The 18,718-nt window shown below is 67.1% G+C and carries 18 protein-coding genes; 8 read left to right on the forward strand and 10 right to left on the reverse strand.

The window, feature by feature from the left end:
* The 3 genes from AC07VH_RS16300 to AC07VH_RS16310 are packed head-to-tail and all read right to left on the reverse strand — an operon-like array spanning nucleotide 1 to nucleotide 3,919.
* Nucleotides 1-2,001, reverse strand: a complete 2,001-nt coding sequence (locus AC07VH_RS16300; RefSeq protein WP_494788677.1) for a transglutaminase TgpA family protein — start codon at nucleotides 1,999-2,001, stop codon at nucleotides 1-3.
* A 17-nt stretch (nucleotides 2,002-2,018) separates the two neighbouring features.
* Nucleotides 2,019-3,005 (reverse strand): DUF58 domain-containing protein, encoded by a 987-nt coding sequence (locus AC07VH_RS16305; RefSeq protein ID WP_494788678.1) that lies wholly within the window; start codon nucleotides 3,003-3,005, stop codon nucleotides 2,019-2,021.
* Between the two features lie 5 nt (nucleotides 3,006-3,010).
* Nucleotides 3,011-3,919 carry an AAA family ATPase gene (locus AC07VH_RS16310; RefSeq protein ID WP_494788679.1) on the reverse strand — a complete coding sequence of 303 codons (909 nt, stop codon included), beginning with the start codon at nucleotides 3,917-3,919 and terminating at the stop codon, nucleotides 3,011-3,013.
* A gap of 226 nt (nucleotides 3,920-4,145) precedes the next feature.
* On the opposite strand from AC07VH_RS16310, the gene AC07VH_RS16315 reads away from it, so the two are divergent.
* Complete coding sequence (locus AC07VH_RS16315; protein ID WP_475415693.1) at nucleotides 4,146-5,072, forward strand: histone deacetylase family protein; 927 nt, start codon at nucleotides 4,146-4,148, stop codon at nucleotides 5,070-5,072.
* Between the two features lie 12 nt (nucleotides 5,073-5,084).
* On the opposite strand, the gene AC07VH_RS16320 is transcribed toward AC07VH_RS16315, so the two are convergent.
* Together AC07VH_RS16320 and AC07VH_RS16325 are read right to left on the reverse strand one after the other, a co-directional pair.
* Entirely contained in the window at nucleotides 5,085-5,411 is a 327-nt protein-coding gene (locus AC07VH_RS16320) for a hypothetical protein (RefSeq protein WP_475415692.1), read from the reverse strand.
* A 161-nt stretch (nucleotides 5,412-5,572) separates the two neighbouring features.
* On the reverse strand, nucleotides 5,573-6,370 hold the full coding sequence (locus AC07VH_RS16325) for a hypothetical protein (RefSeq protein ID WP_494788680.1): 798 nt from the start codon (nucleotides 6,368-6,370) through the stop codon (nucleotides 5,573-5,575).
* Between the two features lie 228 nt (nucleotides 6,371-6,598).
* Here AC07VH_RS16325 and ylqF point away from each other — a divergent pair, with 228 nt between their 5' ends.
* Nucleotides 6,599-7,519 (forward strand): ribosome biogenesis GTPase YlqF, encoded by a 921-nt coding sequence (gene ylqF / locus AC07VH_RS16330; RefSeq protein ID WP_494788681.1) that lies wholly within the window; start codon nucleotides 6,599-6,601, stop codon nucleotides 7,517-7,519.
* Nucleotides 7,520-7,591: 72 nt separating this feature from the next.
* Here ylqF and AC07VH_RS16335 read toward each other — a convergent pair whose 3' ends face one another.
* Nucleotides 7,592-8,395, reverse strand: coding sequence for a DODA-type extradiol aromatic ring-opening family dioxygenase (locus tag AC07VH_RS16335; RefSeq protein ID WP_494788682.1), 804 nt, complete (start codon nucleotides 8,393-8,395; stop codon nucleotides 7,592-7,594).
* Nucleotides 8,396-8,507: 112 nt separating this feature from the next.
* On the opposite strand from AC07VH_RS16335, the gene AC07VH_RS16340 reads away from it, so the two are divergent.
* Entirely contained in the window at nucleotides 8,508-9,398 is an 891-nt protein-coding gene (locus AC07VH_RS16340; protein WP_494788683.1) for a LysR family transcriptional regulator, read from the forward strand.
* On the opposite strand, the gene AC07VH_RS16345 is transcribed toward AC07VH_RS16340, so the two are convergent.
* Together AC07VH_RS16345 and AC07VH_RS16350 are read right to left on the reverse strand one after the other, a co-directional pair.
* Nucleotides 9,399-10,283, reverse strand: a complete 885-nt coding sequence (locus tag AC07VH_RS16345) for a hypothetical protein (protein ID WP_494788684.1) — start codon at nucleotides 10,281-10,283, stop codon at nucleotides 9,399-9,401.
* Nucleotides 10,280-12,532, reverse strand: coding sequence for a M1 family metallopeptidase (locus tag AC07VH_RS16350; RefSeq protein WP_494788685.1), 2,253 nt, complete (start codon nucleotides 12,530-12,532; stop codon nucleotides 10,280-10,282). The genes AC07VH_RS16345 and AC07VH_RS16350 overlap by 4 nt, the downstream gene beginning before the upstream one ends.
* Before the next feature lie 224 nt (nucleotides 12,533-12,756).
* Between AC07VH_RS16350 and AC07VH_RS16355 the strand changes: the two genes are divergently transcribed.
* From AC07VH_RS16355 to AC07VH_RS16375, 5 genes are all read left to right on the forward strand, one after another.
* Nucleotides 12,757-14,298, forward strand: a complete 1,542-nt coding sequence (locus AC07VH_RS16355) for a TonB-dependent receptor domain-containing protein (protein WP_494788686.1) — start codon at nucleotides 12,757-12,759, stop codon at nucleotides 14,296-14,298.
* Nucleotides 14,299-14,444: 146 nt separating this feature from the next.
* On the forward strand, nucleotides 14,445-15,116 hold the full coding sequence (locus AC07VH_RS16360; RefSeq protein ID WP_070219418.1) for a thiol:disulfide interchange protein DsbA/DsbL: 672 nt from the start codon (nucleotides 14,445-14,447) through the stop codon (nucleotides 15,114-15,116).
* Nucleotides 15,117-15,130: 14 nt separating this feature from the next.
* Complete coding sequence (locus AC07VH_RS16365) at nucleotides 15,131-15,355, forward strand: hypothetical protein (RefSeq protein WP_489628495.1); 225 nt, start codon at nucleotides 15,131-15,133, stop codon at nucleotides 15,353-15,355.
* 81 nt (nucleotides 15,356-15,436) lie between these two features.
* Nucleotides 15,437-16,183, forward strand: a complete 747-nt coding sequence (locus tag AC07VH_RS16370; RefSeq protein WP_494788687.1) for an SDR family oxidoreductase — start codon at nucleotides 15,437-15,439, stop codon at nucleotides 16,181-16,183.
* A gap of 135 nt (nucleotides 16,184-16,318) precedes the next feature.
* A complete protein-coding gene (locus AC07VH_RS16375; RefSeq protein WP_475415682.1) occupies nucleotides 16,319-16,849 on the forward strand; it encodes an ester cyclase in 531 nt (176 codons plus the stop codon).
* 9 nt (nucleotides 16,850-16,858) lie between these two features.
* Here the strand turns inward: AC07VH_RS16375 and AC07VH_RS16380 are convergent, their stop codons facing one another.
* Nucleotides 16,859-17,776: a LysR family transcriptional regulator gene (locus AC07VH_RS16380; protein WP_489628492.1), complete on the reverse strand. Its 918-nt coding sequence runs from the start codon at nucleotides 17,774-17,776 to the stop codon at nucleotides 16,859-16,861.
* Complete coding sequence (locus AC07VH_RS16385; RefSeq protein ID WP_489628491.1) at nucleotides 17,773-18,681, reverse strand: efflux RND transporter periplasmic adaptor subunit; 909 nt, start codon at nucleotides 18,679-18,681, stop codon at nucleotides 17,773-17,775. Before AC07VH_RS16385 ends, AC07VH_RS16380 begins: the two co-directional genes overlap by 4 nt.
* Nucleotides 18,682-18,718: the final 37 nt, after the last annotated feature.

An 18,718-nucleotide genomic window follows, 5' to 3' on the forward strand; every position in this document is an offset into this window, starting at 1 on the left:
TCATCGGCATTGGGTTAACAGGCGGCGCAAGCTGCGCCGCGCGCGGAGTTGTTCGTCTGGGTTGGCATTACCATACTTCATCGCGGCATAGATTGCCAGAAACTGTGCGATGGCGGCGTGCGCCTCTTGTGTGGCCTGGCCCGCGGCCAACCTGGCAGCATAACCGTGCGGGCCTTCATGCGGCGCACGGCTGTAGCCGCGCCGCGCCTGCTGGCGGCAAAACTGCGCGTACAGGCGGTCGAGCGGATCGCCTTGCCGCGCCTGCCGCCACCAGACCAGTGCGCCGGCCACGGCGGACAGCAGGGCCAGCACGGCGCAAGCGAGTGCCAGCTTGTTCGCTGGCAAGTTTCTCAAGCCATCGAGCATGGCGCGCTGGCGCTGCGGCGTGGTGTCGAGCACCCAGCTGCTCCAGGCGTGCTCGGCTTGCTGCCATTGCTGGCGCCACGCGGCGAGCGCCCCTGGCGCGCCGCCGTCGAGGCCGGCCAGGGCGCGCCACGCCGTCAGCGGCGACGGGGGCGGCGGCAGGGCGGCGTCGAGGTTGCGCTCCGTGCGCAGGGGGGCGACGGCGCCGGTGGGATCGATGCGCACCCAGCCCCGGCCCGCCAGCCACACTTCGCTCCAGGCATGGGCGTCGGACTGGCGCACGCTCAGGCTGTTGCCGGTACCGTTGCGCAGGCCGCCCTGGTAACCGGTGACGACGCGCGCGGGAATGCCCATGGCGCGCATCAGCACGACAAAGCTGCCCGCATAATGTTCGCAAAAGCCCGCCTGCGTGCCAAACAGGAAGTCGTCGACGCCATGCTTGCCCAGCAGCGGCGGCTGCAGGGTGTAGCGGAAGGGCGCGCGGCGGAAGTGCTCGAGCACGGCGGCGACGGCATCGGCGGGCGCCAGCGCCTGCGCGCCATGGCCGCGCAGGGCGCCGGCCCAGGCCACGCTGCGCGGATTGCTGCCAGCGGGCAAGGCCAGCCATGGCTGTTGCTGCGCGGCCGGCAAGCCGGCCTGCAGCCGGTAACGCGGCTGGGAACTGACGCGATAACGCACGGTCGAAGTAATGGGCTGGATGGTCAGCACTTCCAGCGCGGACGAGACGACATACGGGTTGCCGGGCAAGCGTTCGATGCTGCGCGGCACGTCGAGCGCGAAGATGCGCCGCTGGCCGCTCGCCTGCAAGGTCACTTCATATTGGCTGGGCTGGCCTTCCAGCGCGATGTCGATGCGGCTGTCGCCGGCAGGCGCGTGCCCTTTCGCACCCCGGCGCGTCCAGGTGGCGCCGTCGAAGTCGCCCAGCACCACGCCGCGCCAATACAGCTGGTCTTGCGGCGGGAGCGGTGTGGAAAATCGCGCCGTGAAAACGGGTGCGCTTGACAGGGCCAGCGAGGCAATGGCACCCGGCTGCATGCTGTCGGACAAGCCCGTGCGCGCCTGCGCACCGTCCGATGCGGCGCCCCACAAGGGGCCGTCCACGCGCGGCAGGGCAAGAAACATCAGGGCCGACAGGGGGATGGCCAGCGCCAGCATGCGTCCCAGCAAGGCCAGCCTTTGCGCCAGGCGCGGCTGCACGGCGCCGTACTGGGCCGACAGCAGGGCGGCCAACAGGACGATGACGGTGGCCAGCATCCAGACGGCGCTGAGGATGCCTTGCGCATGAAAGAAGTTCGCCAGCAGCAAAAAGAAACTGAGGAAGACGAAGACGAAGATGTCGCGCCGGCCATGCATTTCCAGCGATTTCAAGGCCAGCAGCAAGGCCAGCAGAGCCACGCCGGGATCGCGTCCCAGTACGGTGCCATAGCTGGCGTACACGCCGGCGATGCCCAGCAGGGCCAGCGGTGCGAGCATCGCCAGCGGCGGCTGGCGCCGACCCCGCACGGTGATCGCGGCGCGCCACAGCAGCAGGGCGGCGGCCGCCGCCGACAGCCACGGGGGCAGGTGCAGCGCGTGCGGCGCCAGCACCATGGCGGCGGCCAGCAACAGCAGCACGATGTCGGCCTTGTCACGCGGCAAGTTTGCTAGCCATTGCCTCATGCCATGACCTCATGCTGTGGCAAGCCGTGCAGGGCCAGCGCGCGCAGGCAGGCGTCGCGCTGGCTGGCGCCCAGGCCCGGCGCCACGGTCAGTGCGCCCAGGCGCAAGCCGTACGGCAAGCCCGTGCGTTCGGCCTGCAGCACCCAGGCGGCCAGGCGCGACAAACGCGCTTCCGGCGCCAGCGCGTGCAGGGCGGCGTGCTCAAGCATGATGCTGCCGTGAGCCATGCCGGCGGGCGCGTCGACGGCAGGCTCGAATTGCTTGCTGAAGACATGCTCACCGTCATGGCGGGCGATCTGGCGCCAGGCCAGGCGGTGCAAGGGATCGCCGGGCTTGTAGGCGCGCACGCCGGCCAGCTCCAGGACGCCGCCGGGCGAGTCTGGCGGCCGTGTCTGCTTTGCCTGCCGCACCGTGCCGGCAGGCAAGGGCAGCGGCGGCGCGTTGTGCTCGGGCTGCGGATACACGAGTACGCGGGCATCCGGCTGCCAATGGCACCAGGCAATAAACAGGCCCAGCGGAAAACTGCCGGACAGGCGCACGGGAGGAGCAGTGAGCCAGCCGCGTTGCGGCGCCTCCACGACGATGCCGACGGCCGTTTCCCCGTGGGCGGCGATGTCGGCCAGGCTGGGCGCTGCCGGTGAATCGCTGATGGCCAGGTGGATCGCATGGCGCGGGCGCGTACTGCGGTTGATCAGGCGCAAGGTGAACGAGGCGTGGCTGCCCGCGAACACGGGGCTGCCCGGCGTGGCGGCCAGCGCCAGGCCCGCCAGGTTGCGGCTGGTAAACAGCATGTCGGCGATGGCGCAGGCGGCGGCGAAATATGTGAGCGCATAACCGAGGCCCAGGCGGTAATTGACGGCGGCGATCCACAGCGCCAGCAGCAGGGCGGCAAACGCCAGGCCCGCGCGCGAAGGGCGGACGTGCACGCGCTGCGCGCCCAGCCAGGGGCGCGGCGGCAGCCAAGAGACATTGCGCCAGCGCATGCCGGTCAGACGGGTATGCTCAACAGCATGTGCTGCAGCAGCGCGCGGCTATCTGTGGATCCTTGCGCCGCATGCAGGCGGTGGGCGCAGACGGGCAGCAGCACGGCTTGCACGTCGTCGGGCGTGACGTGGTCGCGTCCGGCCAGGGCGGCCCAGGCGCGCGCCGCCTGCAGCAGGGCCAGCGCGGCGCGCGGGCTCAGGCCATCGGCAAACACGCCCGGCGCGCGGGTGGCGTGCACGAGGGCCAGCACGTAGTCGACGACGGCGGCCGAGGCGTGGATGGCGCGCAGGCCCGCTTGCGCCTGCAGCAATTCTTCCGCGTTCATGACGGCCGGCAAGGTGTGCAGCATGGCGCGGCGGTCGGCGCCCAGCAGCAGCGCCCGTTCGGCGGCCGCATCGGGGTAGCCCAGGGTGACGCACATGAGGAAACGGTCGAGCTGCGATTCGGGCAGGGGGAAGGTGCCCAGCTGGTGCGCGCAGTTTTGCGTGGCGATGACGAAAAACGGCTGCGGCAGCGCATGCGTGACGCCATCGAGCGTCACTTGCCGCTCTTCCATCGCTTCGAGCAAGCCCGATTGCGTCTTCGGCGTGGCGCGATTGATTTCGTCGGCCAGCAGCACCTGGGTGAACAGGGGGCCGGGATGAAAGAGGAAACTGGCGCTGCCGCGGTCATACACGCTCATGCCGGCCACGTCGGCGGGCAGCAGGTCGCTGGTGAATTGCTGGCGCTTCCATTGCAGGCCCAGCGTGATGGCCAGCGCATGGGCCAGCGTCGTCTTGCCCACGCCGGGCACGTCTTCGATCAGCAGGTGGCCGCCGGCCAGCACGCAGGCGAGGGTCTGGCGGATCTGCAAGTGTTTGCCGACGAGAACTTCGCCGATCTGCTGTGCGGCCTGGTGTATTTTCGAAAACATGCTATTTCTATCACAGTAAGACGGATTATTTAATTTACAATCGCTTTGGCCAGGTCAAACGGCGCCGCCCGCCACCTGCGCGCTCGTGGTAGATTAGAGAGGCAGCAAGGACGGCAAGGGCGGCACAGACCAGCCAGTGATTTTATGCGAGAACGCGCAAGGCGGACAGGAATGCCATGCGGTGTTCCCGGAGAATGGATAGAGACAGAGGTAACCAGTACAGCGCATGAGCACAGCCATTTATACCCATCCCGATTGCCAGCGCCATGAAATGGGCGACTGGCACCCTGAATCGCCGGCCCGCTTGCAGGCCATCAACGATCAATTGATCCTCGCGCACATCAGCGACCTGATCGAGCATCGCGACGGCGCGCGTGCGCAATTGTCCGATATCGAGCGCAACCACAGCGCCACGGCCATCGGCCTGGTGCGCGACAATGTGCCGCCCGAGGGCGACTACTATCCGCTCGACGGCGACACCCTGCTCAACGCGCACAGCTACGAGGCGGCGCTGGCCGCCGCTGGTTCGGCCGTGGCCGCCACGGATGCCGTCATCGATGGCGAGATCAGCAACGCCTTTTGTGCGATCCGCCCGCCCGGCCACCATGCGCGGCCCAGCGAACCCATGGGTTTTTGCCTGTTCAATAATATCGCCATCGCCGCCAAGCATGCGCTTGACGTGCGCGGTCTCGAGCGCGTCGCCATCGTCGATTTCGACGTGCACCATGGCAATGGCACGGCCGAGTCCGTGGCGCACGATCCGCGCATCCTGATGGTGAGCTTTTTTCAGCATCCGTTCTATCCGTACAGCGACGTGGAATCGTATACCGACACGCGCGTCAACGTGCCCGTGCCGGCTCGCTCGAAGGGCGACGCCGTGCGCCAGCTGGTGCTCGACCACTGGCTGCCGGCGCTGCACCGGCAGCAGCCGCAGATGATTTTCATTTCCGCCGGTTTCGACGCCCACCGCGAAGACGACGTGGGCGGCATGGGCCTGGTGGAGGCCGACTATACGTGGATGACGCAGCAGATGATGGCCGTGGCCCATCAGTATGGCAAGGGCCGCATCGTCAGTTGCCTGGAAGGGGGCTACAACCTGTCGTCCTTGGGCCGCAGCGTGGCGGCGCACGTGAAGGCGCTGGCGGAACTGTAACGGTGCAGCGCACTACAGCAAGGTGGGACGGCTGCCGGAGTTCGTGTGGCGGTGGGTCTGGTAGTCGAGCGCGTCGCCGGCCATGAAGCGGCGCCAGGCTTGCGTGTAGACGAGCGATGATTTATCCGCATCAAAACTGTCGAGCTGCAGCATGTCGCGGTGGTGCTTGATTTCATTGACCAATTGGTCATACAGCATTTGCAAGCCATAGCTGTCGGCGCTCTGGCGTTTCAATCGCTCTTCCAGCTGCGCCACTTGCCCCTGCAATTGCCGGCATTCCCTCTTCCAGTCATTGCGCGGCACGCGCTCGGGCGCCTTGCCAGTGTGTTCCTTCATCATATCGAACTATCCCCATCGTCTATCTCCCTGCACCTGGCGCTAGCCAGCCTGGAAATAATTGCTTTTCATTTAAGAGGCGATATTAGAGCACACTTTTTTATTACTCTCAGTAAATATAAAAATCCTTGTGGAAATATTTGACCTGGCTCGCCCGGTGCGCATCACTGGCGCTGCACCGCCTTCAACGGCGCCGCAGGGGCGGCGCCGGCCATTTTTTCGTCGTCGGCGTAGGTCAGGGTCAGCAGGGTATTGTCGTCCCAGCCCACGTCATGCAGCGGCGGCACGTAGCGCTGGCGGTCTTCCGTGACGCGGATGTCCAGCGTGCGCTCGCCCGAGCGCGCCTGCACGGCAAGCAGCTTGCGGGCCACGGGAAACGGCACGTGGATCAGCGACGAGTGGCACGGCCCGCCGGCCAGGCGGAACAGGTTGCGCCGGACAAACGGCAGATCATCCTGCTCGACGGCCCAGCGGATTTCGCATTCCAGACGCAGGTCGCCCAGGCGGCGCACGTTCTGGGGCAGGCCCGGCGTGTGGATGTCGGCGCGCCAGCGCAGGGTGTCGCGCTTCTTGTTGCTGACCAGGTCGGCATTCGCATCGTAGGCGGTCTTGTCGCGCGTCAAGGTGAAGCCGCCGTCCGCGGCCAGCGGCACGGGGATGGACAGGTTGTCGGCCGACAAATGCAGGGTCACGCCATCGAGCCTGGCCTTCGGCGTGGCGGGGATCAGCATGAAACGCAGCGGCGCGCCCGGCGCCAGGCGCTGGTGGTCGGCATACGCATCGAGTCCCTTGAGCATGGTGCGGTAGGGGCGCAGGTCGGGATCGCGCGTGCCTTGCACATCGACAATCTGCTGCATTTCCTGGTTCACTGCATCGCCTGGCCCCGCCGGCTGTTCCTGGGCCATGGCGGGCAGCAGGCAGGCGCAAAGGGGGGCGAGGAGGAGGAAACGGGGAAGATGCATGGAAGGCGTGCCAGGTTGTGCTTGCAATGGGGAAACCGGCCAGGCTGGACGGACTGCGGATATTATCATTCGTGTAACTGCTAAATTATCACCAATTGTCTCGTTCGCGTCGCACGGCTGGCGCTGGCGGCGGAAAATGGGACGTCGCGGCGGCAACCACGTAAAATAGCGGATTGACCGAACGATTTTGAAAGCAAGAGCATGGCGATACAATGGTACCCAGGACACATGAACGCGGCCCGCAAGAAAGCGGCCGAAACCATGGAAAACACCGATCTGGTGATTGAAGTGGTGGACGCGCGCCTGCCGGCAGCCAGCTGCAATCCCATGGTGGACGAGCTGCGCCTGTTCCGCCAGCGCCCTTGCCTGAAAATCCTCAACAAGACCGACCTGGCCGACCCTGCGGCTACCGCCTCCTGGGTGGCGTACTTCAATGCCCAGGAAGGCGTGACCGCGTATGCGATGACGACCAAGAAGCCGGGCGACGTGGCGCGCATCCCGGAACTGGCGAAATCGCTGGCGCCGCACCGCGGCGTGCCGACGAAACCGCTGCGCATCATGATCATGGGCATCCCCAACGTGGGCAAGTCGACCTTAATGAACGCGCTCTTGAAAAAACGCGTGGCCAAGGTGGGCGACGAGCCGGCCGTCACAAAAATGCAGCAAAAGCTGTACCTGGACAAGAACACCATCCTCGTCGACACGCCCGGCATGCTGTGGCCGAAGATCGCCATCCCCAGCGACGGCCTGATGCTGGCGGCCAGCCACGCGATCGGCTCGAACGCGCTGATCGAAGAGGAAGTGGCCGTGTTCCTGGCCGAGGAATTGCTCAAGCGCTACCCGGACTTGCTGGCAACCCGCTACGGCACCAAGATCGGCGAAGTCGACGCCATCGGCGTGGTCGAGGGCATCGCCGCCAAGCGCGGCTTCCGCATCAAGGGCGGCGACTATGATTTCGAGAAAGCGTCGCACACCTTGCTGCTCGACTACCGCAGCGGCATCCTGGGCCGCATCTCGCTGGAAACGCCGGACACGCGCGCGGCCCTGCTGGCCCAGCATGCGGCCGAAATGGCGGAAAAAGCGGCCAAGGCAGCGGAAATCGCGGCCGAAAAGGCGAAGAATGCGGCGCGGGGCAAGCGCGGCACCTGATTCAAGTTATACCCTCTATGTAAAAAGCGCCGCGACATCACTGTCGCGGCGCTTTTTTTATGCGGTGACGGATTATCCGAATCTGAAACTGGTCACCGCCAGCGCGCCAAAGAAATCCTCCTCGTGGTACGCCACGTGGGCCGCTTCCTGCTCGGCCGCGCCGAGCGCCACCATCAGCGGCAGCAGATGGTCTTCCTGCGGGTGGGCCTGGCGCGCGGCCGGCGCCCGGTCCCAGGCCAGCAGCTGTTCCAGCCTTTGTTCAGGCGGCAAGGCCATCGTCTGGCGCAGCCAGGCGTCGAACTGGTGCGAGGCGACGGCGCCCGCCTGGCCGAACTGGCGCAGGTTGTGGTAGCTGAGGCCGCTGCCCAGTATCAGCACGCCTTGCCGGCGCAGGCCGGCCAGCGCGCGGCCCACCTCGAAGTGCGTGAGCGGGTCGTAGCCGTGTTTCAGCGACAGCTGCACCAGCGGCACGTCCGCTTTGGGGTAGATGGGGAACAGGGCGCTGAAGGTGCCGTGGTCGAAACCGCGCTCGTGGTCGAGGCGCGCCGGATGGCCGGCCGCGTCGAGCAACTGTTTGACCTGTGCCGCCAGTTCCGGCGCGCCCGGCGCCGGGTACTGGATTTGATACGTGTGCGGCGGAAAGCCCGAATAATCGTAGATCATGCCTGGCTTGGGGCTGGCCGAGACGAGAAACTGCGGCCCTTCCCAGTGCGCCGTGACGACCAGCACGGCTTTCGGGCGCGCGCCGATCTGGCGCGGGATATCCTGCAACGATGCTTCGAGCACGTCGTAGCGCCCGCCGAACTGGTCCTTCATGAACGGCCACGGGCCGCCGCCGTGCGACAGGAAATACGTGGGGAAGGTGTGCTTTTGCATGGCGGCTCCGGAGTGGAATGACTGATGCTGTCGATGATAGTCATGCGCGGTCAGTTGATCAAGATCGCAATTATTGATATATCATTTCCATTTTGTTGATGATGGGGCAGTCATGGATACCTTGCGCAGCATGCGCGTGTTTCGCGCCGTGGTGGAGCTGGACAGTTTCGTGCGGGCCAGCGAGCGCCTGGACCTGTCGCCGGCCATGGTCAGCAAGCACGTGATGCACCTGGAGCGCCACCTGGGCGCGCGGCTGCTGAACCGCAGCAGCCGCCACCTGAGCCTGACGGAAATCGGCAAGGTGTATTTTGAACAGTGCCGCGACATGCTCGACAACCTCGACGAAGTGGAAGCGACCGTGGGCCGCACGACGGTGGTGCCGCGCGGCATGCTGCGCCTGAGCGCCCCCGTCTGGTTCGCCAACGCCATCTTTACGCGCACCCTGGCGGCTTACCGCGAGCGCTTCCCGGAAGTGACGTTCGACATCGATTTGAGCGGGCGCGTGGTCAACCTGGTGGAAGAGGGATTTGACCTGGCCCTGCGCGTGAGCCAGGCGCCGTCGCCGGCCCTGATCGCGCGGCCCATCGGCAGCATCGCCTTCCACCTGGTGGCCGCGCCCGCCTACCTGGCGCGCGCGGGCCGGCCGCAGCTGCCGCAAGACCTCACGCAGCACGCCATGATCAGCTATTCCTTGTTAGCGAACGGCAATGAGCTGGCCTTCGACGGGCCGCAGGGACGCGAGACGGTAAAGTTTACGCCCGTGCTGCAATGTAATAACGAAAGCTTGCTGCACGCGGCCGCGCTCGACGGCATGGGCATCGCCCTGTTGCCGTCGTGGCAAACGGATGCGGACCTGGCGGCGGGGCGGCTGGTGCGCCTCTTCGACGATTTCAAGCTGGCGGGCGGCAAGGTCTACGCCGTCTACACGAGCCGCCGCTACCTGTCCTCGAAGGTGCGCACCTTCATCGACTTCCTCGCCGATGAAGGGCGCCTGGGGGCTTGATCACGCGAGCGAGCGCTTCACGTCGATCAGCGCGAACAGGCGCGCGCTGCGCATCCACGCCAGCACCAGCGCCGCCAGCTGCGTCGCCAGCAAGCCGGCCGCGATGGCCAGCGGACCGGGGCCGGCCAGGTTCAGCCGGGCCACGCCCAGCAGCGCATACAGGCCCAGTCCCAGCACGGTGATGACGAAGTAGATGGCCAGACAGGCCAGCGGACGCCGGCGCAGCATGCCGAGACCCCGCCACCAGGCCTTGACGGCCGACGTGCGGCGCCGGTCGACGGCCAGCGCCGCGCGGCCCGCGTCGAGCGTGGCGCAGGCCAGCAGGAACAGCACGCCCGTGAACAGCAAGGCCAGGTGGCGGGCCAGGTCGGCGTCCGCTTCCAGGATGGCTGTCGCCGTGTGCCTGCCGGCCAGTTTCAGCGCGCCGGCACCGATCGCCAGCGCCACGCCCAGCGGCACGATGCTCCACAGCAGCATGCGCAGCATGCGGCCGTATTCGCTGAAGGCGCCCGTCAGCAGGGCACCGAAACCCGGTGGCGCGGGGGCGCGCGCGGCCGTCGCCACCAGGCCGCTCAGCAGCGGCGACAGCAGCAAGGCCAGCACGATGGCGGCGATGGCGGCCTGGCTGATGGCGGCCCCGTTGCGTCCCGCATTGGCCACCAGGTCGGCCACGGTCATCAGGTCGAGCTTGTGCGCCAGGGCCGCCGCATGCACGGCGTTATCGAGGCTGGCGCCCAGGGTGCGCCAGATGGGAATGACGGCAACGATGGCGGGAATCAGCAGCAGGCCCGCCCATAGCAGCAGCAAGCGCCATTGCAGGGCGGCGCGGCTGGCGCGCATGGTCAGGGTCAGGCCGCTGGCCCGTGTCGTGGAAGTGGCGCTCATACGATGGCGATCAGGGAAAGCAGGTATTGGAAGGCGGCGGCGATATCGAGGCCCCAGCGCCGCGCGGCGGACGTGTCGGCTTTCAGGGTGCGGCCGTCATCGAGCTTGTTGACGTCGAGGTAGTGCACGCGGTCGGGATCGAGTTCGGCAGAGACAGCCTTCACGGGCTTGCTCCAGGTGTAGCGCTGCCACAGCTGCTCGTTGTCCCATACCACGCGTTCGGAGCTGCCGTCGGCGAATTTCACCTGCAGCACCTGCGGCACGGGCGCGCCGCGGCGGCGCAGCACCACGCTGGTCAGATAGGGATACGGTCCCGTGCCCGGCTTGGCGTCCGGATGCGCCTCGTCCCACGCTGCGCGCACCTTGTCCTCTTCCTTTTCCAGCGCCTCGGGCGTGCGTTCCACGCGCTTGCCGTTCACCAGCGCCAGGCCGGCCAGCGGCGTCTGCTCTTCGCTGGTGAAGCTGCCGATGCGGTCGTCGATATTCGCGCTGGCATGGACTTGCTGCGCGAAGACTTGTTCCACGATGCGGCGCTGGCCCGTCGCCTCGGCCAGCGCTTCGCGCAGGTCGGCCACGCTGGGGTGGCGGAATTTCCACTGTTCGTAATAGGCCTTGAAGCCCCGTTCCATGGCCTCGCTGCCGATGCGCGCTTCCAGGTCGCGCAGGGTGACGGCCGTGCGGCTGTACACGGGCCCCACGCCCTGCAGGCGGTTCCAGGCATTCTGGCCCAGCGGGTCGGCCGCATCCTGGCGTGGCGCGGCCATGCGCTCGGCCTCGAAGACCTTGAAGGCGGGAGCGAAGCCCAGGCGCTTGAGCAGGGGCGTGGTGGCGTGGATGTCCTGGCCGCGCGCGCGCAGCATGCGCTGGTCCCAGTACTCGTTCAAGCCTTCGTCGAGGATGGGTTCCTCGAACTCGTTCGATGCCAGGATGCCGTAGAAATAGCCATGGCCGAATTCGTGGATGGTGACGAAGTCGAGGCCGAATCCGGCGAGGGTCTTCGGCTGCAGGCTGGCGTAGCTCGCGGCTGTGATGAAGGTCGGGTATTCCATGCCGCCCGCTTCGGCCGCATTGAACGGCGGGATCACCACCGTCAGGGTCTTGTACGGATACGGGCCCAGGGTGCGCGAGAAATAGGTGAGCGAGTCCTTGGCCGCCTGCAGCGCCGGCGCCGCATTCGATGCATATTCGGGCGGGTACAGCACCTGGATGGCCACGGGAGGGCTGCCAGGACCGCTCCAGCTGCCCGTCAATGGCGGCGCGCTGCGCTTGTCGGCCGTCCAGGCGAAATCGTGCACGTCGCCCTGCACGTAGTGATGCGTGAGCATGCCGTCCTTTTCCTGCGGCGCGCCCTGCAGTTCGCCCGTGGCGCCCACCGTGTAGCCCTTGGGCACGGTCAGCTTCACGTCGTAGTGGCCGAAGTCGGCGTAGAACTCCGAATTCAGGTGGAATTCGTGCGCGTTCCAGCGCGGCGCGGTGGCGCCCCGTTCGCCGGGCAGTTCCAGCACGGCGATCTTCGGGAACCACTGGCCCACCAGGTGGAAGCTGCCGAAATAGCCGGTGCGCGCGATGACGCGCGGAAGCTGGTCGAAGAAGCGGATGTCGAGCGTCGTCTCGGCGCCCGGCGCGACGGCCTGCGGCAAGTCGACGCGCACGACGGTGCGGTCGGTGGCCGGGCCGTTGTCGGGCTGGACGAAATGCCAGGGCGCCCTGGCGCCGTTCTGCGTCATGCTGCGCAGTTCCATGTAGCCCCACTCGCCGTCGCGCGTGCCGACGCCCGAGCGAAAGCCCGTGTCGAACTTGCGCTTTTCGGTGAAGAAGGTCGAATGCTCGCCTTCGAACGCATTCAGGTACAGGTGCAGGTACACGCTGCTGACGGCTTGCGCGCTGCGGTTGCGCCAGCGCAGTTTCTGCCGGCCGTCTATCGTGTGCTTGACGGGATCGAGCGTCGCTTCGATCTGGTAGTCGACCACGCGGTCCGACAGGGTCGCTTGCGCGCCCGTGCGCGCGCCGCCCCAGGCGTTGCTGGCGCTGGGCGTGCTGACGGCGGCCGCATGCGGCGAAGCCAGGGCGATGCCGTCGGCGGACGGCGCCAGCGGCAAGGGCGCGCCGGCCGGCTTGCCGTGGTCCGGCTGGGCGAGCAGCTCGGCCTGCAGGGCCAGGCCTGCCAGCAGCAGGGCGGCGATGGCAAGGGCTTTGAGCTTGCCTGGGAGGGGGACAAGGCGGCGGCGCGGCGTGCTACGACTTTCCATGCGTGACTCCCACAGTGGCTTGTTGATTTTCAAATGCGGTCGGCTGCGCCCAGGATCGCCGGGCGCTCGTTAATATACCTGTAAAAATTACAAATAAGCAATAAATTATGCTGGCAGCCCCGCTCGCTGTTGCGGCGCCGCGCGCCGTGCGTATAATGATTCGCTTTTGCCATCCTCCCGTTTCACTACCGTGCGTGCCCCGGTAGCGCACCCAGCTTTCCGCCATGATGCCTGCCCCTTCCGTCCTGACCATCGCCACGCGCACCTTGCTGTTGTGCGCCCTGGTCATGCCGGCGTGCGCGCAGGAGCTGGTGCCGCCGCCCGTGCCGCAGGCCGGCGTCACGCACGGCGACTTGTCCGCCGAACTGGCGCAGGGCGGCCAGCACAGCGTGCGCGCCGCCCTGTCGCGCGACCAGGACGGCATGTCGCTCGACGCGGCCATCGACGGTCTGCGTAACGGCAATTACCGCGATGGCAGCGTGTTTCACCAGCGCGGCTTCAACGGCGGCGCGGAATGGAAGCTGCGCCAGGGCCGCTTCGGCTTCAGCGCCGACCAGTTGAAGCAGGACACCCGCTATCCCGCGCCCGAGGCGCCGTTCCTGTCCTTGCTGGCGGCCCGCCCGGAAGACCTGTACCGCTATGAGGTGCGGCGCGCCAGCGCCTTCGTGCAGCGCTATGTGGGCAGTTTCGAGCTGGGCGTGGAATTGTCGCAGCGGGAAAAGCGCGCCACGGCCCACTATGCGGGCGAGGATGGCAGCAGCGAGTCGAGCTACAGCAGCCGCCGTCGGCAACTGGCGCCCCGCGTGCGCCATTACGGCAAGGTGGGCCGCGTGGGCACGGATACGGAAGTGGGCCTGGACCTGATGCAGTGGCAGCGGCGCTCGGGTCGCGCGGGCGATGCGCAGCGCCGCCAGTACTCGCGCGCGCTGCTGCTGCGCGAAGAGCTGGCCTTCGGCGGCGCGTATGCGCCGCGCCTGCTGCTGGGACTGCGGCATGAACAGTTCCAGCTCGACCCGGCCGACATGCCGGCCGGCGGCAGCGACTGGGAAAACCAGAATGCCTGGGACTTGCAGGGCAGCCTGCAGCTGCGCCCGCAGCTGAGCGTGTATGCCAAGGCCGCGCGCAGCTACCGCATCGACGACGATGGCTATACCCGCGCCGGCTACCGCCCCCTGGCGGGACAGCTGCGGCGCGAAACGGAGGTGGGCGCCACCTACGGCGACGCGGCGCGCAGCGCTTCCGTGCGCGTGTTCGGCGAGCGCCTGAGCAACCAGATCGTCTTCGACCAGAGCCTGGGCCAGCTGGGCTTTGCGGGCAACCTCGATCCCTCGCGCCGTGCCGGCATCGCCATCGAGGCCAGCATGGCGCTGGCGCGCGACTGGCGCCTCGACGCCCAGGTGCGCCAGGTGCATGCGCGCTATGACGATTACGCTTACGACGGCCCGGACATCGCCCTCGTACCGAAGACCCTAGCCAGCCTGCGCCTGTACTGGACGGGGCAGGGCGGCGCCAGTGCCGACGTGGGCGTGCAATGGCTGCGCGCTTTGCGCTACGGCCCCGATTTCGCCGGCAGCTGCCTGGCGCAAGTGCCCGCGTTCGCCACCGTGGACGGGCGCTATGTGCGCAAGCTGGGCACGTGGGAGCTGGAACTGGCCGGCAGCAACCTGGCCAACCGCCGCCATTACGGCGATGCGCCGGGCTGCCGCTCCAGCATTTACCTCAACGATGCGCGCCAGCTGCGCGTGTCGGCGCGCTACCATTTCTGAGGCAGCGGCGCGGCGGCGCTTAAAAGCGGCTTAATCGGGCGCAAACGGGGTGCGTAAAAGCGATTTTTTTCCGGCCGGGCCTCATCGCCCGGCGCAAAAAGTGGTAATCTCGCCCCGTTCACGACCACTTATGATGAAGGATTATTATGCGTTTTCTGCGTTTCTTGCGTCCCCTGCTTGCCGCCGTCACCCTGGTGGCGGCCACCGGCGGCGCCATGGCGGCCGATACCGGCTTTACCACGCTCCCGACGCCAGTGCGCACGGACACGGGCAAGAAGGTGGAAGTGGTCGAGTACTTCATGTACTCCTGCCCGCATTGCTATGCGCTCGATCCGCTGATGCACGACTGGGTCAAGAAGCAGGGCGACAAGATCGCCTTCCGCCGCATCCATCTGGCCTTCTCCGGCCCGAAGGATCCGCAGGCGCATGCCTATGCCACCCTGGAAGCGATGGGCCAACTGGACCAGTTCCACGACAAGATCTTCCGCGCCATCCACGTCGAGCGCAACCGCCTGAACCGCGATGACGCCATCCTCGACCTGCTGGTGAAGAACGGCATCGACAAGGCGAAGTACCTGGACATGTTCAACTCGTTCGGCGTGCAGACCAAGCTGAAACGCAACGAGCAATTGATCGCCGCCAGCAAGATCGACAGCGCGCCGACCATCGTCATCGACGGCCGCTTCGTGACGTCGCCGGCGCAGTTGTCGCGTCCTGGCCAGTCCGAGCCGCAGACCCAGGCGGCGACCCTGCGCGTGATGGATGAACTGGTGGCGCGCGTCCTGAAAGAGCGCGCTCCCGCGCCAGCGAAGAAGTAACACTGGAGAACACCATGAAACAGCTGCCCTGGACCCTGTGCGTGCTGGCCCTCGCCCTCGTGGCGTGGTTGTCGATTGCCATCGTCAACGTGGAAAACCAGCGCAATGCGCTGGCCAGCAAGGCTTGCGTGGACCCCGCGTTCAAGAACGAGGTCGATGTGAAATGCCTGGCGTCCGTGCAGACGCGCGAACACTGGTGGCAGCACCTGACTTACGCCATGACGCACTTCCGAAATTGAGTGCGCCTGCCAGAAAAACCCGCCTTGCGCGGGTTTTTTTTCGTCCGCGTATGATGACGCCACAACCATCGAGGAGGGACAATGAAGGAAGTGATCCTGATTACGGGCAGCAGCCGCGGCATCGGCGCGGCGACGGCGCTGCTGGCGGCGCGCCAGGGCTATGCCGTCTGCGTCAACTATGTGCGCGATGCGCAGGCGGCCGGGGAACTGAGCGCGCGCATCGCGGCCGAGGGCGGCGAAGCCATCGCCGTGCAGGCCGACGTCAGCGATGAAGCGGACGTGGCGCGCTTGTTCGATGAAGTCGATGCGCGCCTGGGCACGCTCACGGCGCTGGTCAACAACGTGGGCGTGCTGGAGCAGAAATGCCGGCTCGTCGACATGTCCGTGCAGCGCCTCGAGCGCGTGCTGCGCACCAACGTGATCAGTTATTTCCTGTGTTGCCAGCAGGCCGTGCGGCGCATGTCGACGGCGAACGGCGGGCAGGGCGGGCGCATCGTGAATGTCTCGTCGGTGGCCGCGCGCATCGGCTCCCCGGACGAATACATCGACTACGCGGCCTCGAAAGGCGCCGTCGATACCCTGACCCTCGGGCTGGCGAAGGAAGTGGCGGCCGAGGGCATCCGCGTCAACGGCGTGCGGCCCGGCATCATCTACACGGACATCCACGCCTCTGGCGGCGAACCGGGGCGGGTGGCGCGCCTGGCATCGGGCGTGCCCATGCAGCGGGGCGGCCTGCCGGAAGAAATCGCCGACGCCATCCTGTACCTGCTGGGGCCGGGCGCGACGTATGTGACGGGCAGCATCCTCGACGTGGCCGGCGGGCGCTGATTTTCAACGCATTTTCAACTTATTTTCAACCCTTGCAAGCAATTGCTTCAAGCGCGGGACCAATTATCAAGCAGGGCAAGCGAGTCCAGAATGACGGGGTGCTTGCGCACGCCGATCAACTCATTTGGAACCACCATGCCCACTTTTGCTCCCGCCATCCTGGCCCTGTCCCTGCTGGCCGCCGCGCCAGCCCATTGCGCCGCCAATCTGCCCATGCCCGCCCACCTGTCCGGCGCGCAAGCCGACGCCACGGTGGCGCTGGCCGCGCGCCGCTATGCCGCGTTCTGGGAAAGCGGCGATCCGGCCCTGGCGCGGCTGGCACTGGCCGACGATTTTATGGACCGCACCTTGCCTGCGGGCCGGCCTCAGGGACTGGCCGGCCCGCTGCAGGCGTCGCAGGTGTTCCACGCGGCCGTGCCGGACTTGAAGGTGGCCATCGAGGAGATGCTGGTGGCGGGCGACCGGGTGACTTTGCGCTTGCATTTCACGGGCCGCTTCACGGGCGTCTTCCCCACGCCGCAGGGACCCTTGCAGGGGCAGGGCCAAGCCATCGATTTCCATGCGTTTGATTTATATCAGGTCAATGCGCAGGGGCGCATCAGCGATAACTGGCACCTGGAAGACAACCTGACCCTGCTGCGCCAGCTGGGCGTGCTGCCGCGGTAAGGATGGCCGTCAGGCTTGCAGCGCGGCGAACTGCCGCACGAGGAAGTCGGCCAGCAGGGCGACGCGCGGCGGCTGGAAGCGGCTGCGCCGGTACAGCAGGTTCAGGGGGACGCTGTCGGCAAAGTAATCGTCGAGCACCGTCTGCAAGCGCCCCGCGCGCAGGTCGTCGCCGATGTCGAGCAGGGATTTGTAGGCATAGCCATGGCCGGCCACGGCCCAGCGGCGGATGATTTCGCCGTCGTTGCTGTGCCAGTCCCCCGGCAGGCGCAGGCTGTGGCGCTTGCCGTCTGCGCGGTAGCGCCATTCCTGCGGCGCGCCGTCGCCCGCCGTGAGCACGAGCGTGGGCAGCGAGGCCAGGTCGCGCGGCATGGCCGGCACGCCCACCCTGGCGGCCAGCGCGGGCGCCACGCACACGACGCGCCGTCCCGGGTGCAGCAGGCGCGCCACCATGTCGCTGTCGGGCAGCTCGCCGTAGCGGATGGCCAGGTCGATATCGTCCTGCACCAGGTTGGCCGTGATGTCCGTCAGGGTCAGCGCATGGCGCAGCTGCGGGTGCAGCGCGGCGAAGCGATCGAGCATGGGCAGCAGCAGCTGGCGGCCGATGTCGGACGGCGCGGAGATCCGCACCACGCCGCGCACGGCGCCGTCGCCTCCGTGCAAGCCGTCTTCCGCCTGCGCCAGCAAGTCCAGCGCCTGCTCGCTGTACTGGCGGTAGTGCAAACCCTCTTCCGTCAGGCGCAGCTGGCGCGTGGTGCGCTCGAACAGGGTGGCGCCCAGCGCCGTTTCCAGGCGCGCGATGGCGGCGCTGGCGGCGGCCGGCGACAGGCCGTGCTTGCGGCCGGCCGCGGAAAAGCTGCCCAGCACCGCGGCGTCGAGGAACAGGGCGATTTCCGCCAGGCGTCCGGCGCCGCCGCGCATCATGATCATGCCGGGTGCGCGGCCGCAGGCTTGGGCGCAGGCGCAGAATGGGGCGCCGAGTGGGGCGTGATCACGACGGTGCAGGTGGTGCCGGCCACCAGGACCTGATTCCTGTCTTGTTCATCTATGTGGATGCGCACGGGCACGCGCTGCGCCAGGCGCACCCAGTTGAAGGTGGGGTTGACGTCGGCCAGCAGTTCGCGGCCCGTGGCGGCGTCGCGGTCGGTGATGCCGCGCGCGATGCTCTCGATGTGGCCGTGCAGGGTGCCGCCGCTCATCAGGTTCATTTCCGCCTTGTCGTCCTGCGCCAGCATGCCCAGCTTGGTCTCTTCGAAGTAGCCGACGACGTAGTACGAGGCGCTGTCGATGACGGCCAGCTTGGCCGCGCCGACGGCGGCGAAATCGCCCTTGTGCACGTTCAGGTTCGTCACGTAGCCGCTGACGGGGGCGCGCACGGTGGTGCGTTCCAGGTTCAGTTGGGCCAGCGTGCGCGCGGCCACGGCGGCCTGCACTTGCGACGAGGCCGAGCTGGCGGCGTAGGCCGCGCTTTCGCGGCTTTCCGTCGAGATGATGCTGGCGTCCAGATTGGCGCGGCGCTGCGCTTCCTTGCCGCGGCGGCCCATTTCCGTTTTTTGCGCGGCCAGCACGGCGTCGGCCTGGGCCAGCGCGCTGGCATAGCGTTCCTTGTCGACGACGAACAGGATATCGCCCTTTTGCACCACCTGGTTGTCGCGCACCAGCACCTCCGTGACGGTGCCGGCCACGTCGGCGCTGATGTTGACGATGTCGGCCTTGATGCGGCCGTCGCGCGTCCACGGCGATTCCATGTAGCGGTCCCAGACGGTCTTGCCTATCCACAGGGCTGCTGCCAAGAGCAGCAGGGTGATTGCATAGCGGGTCAGTTTGCTTACCATGTCGGCAGCCTTTCCTTGATGGGTTGAACAGTTTTTT

Source organism: Janthinobacterium sp. GW821-FHT03C10, assembly GCF_059420865.1.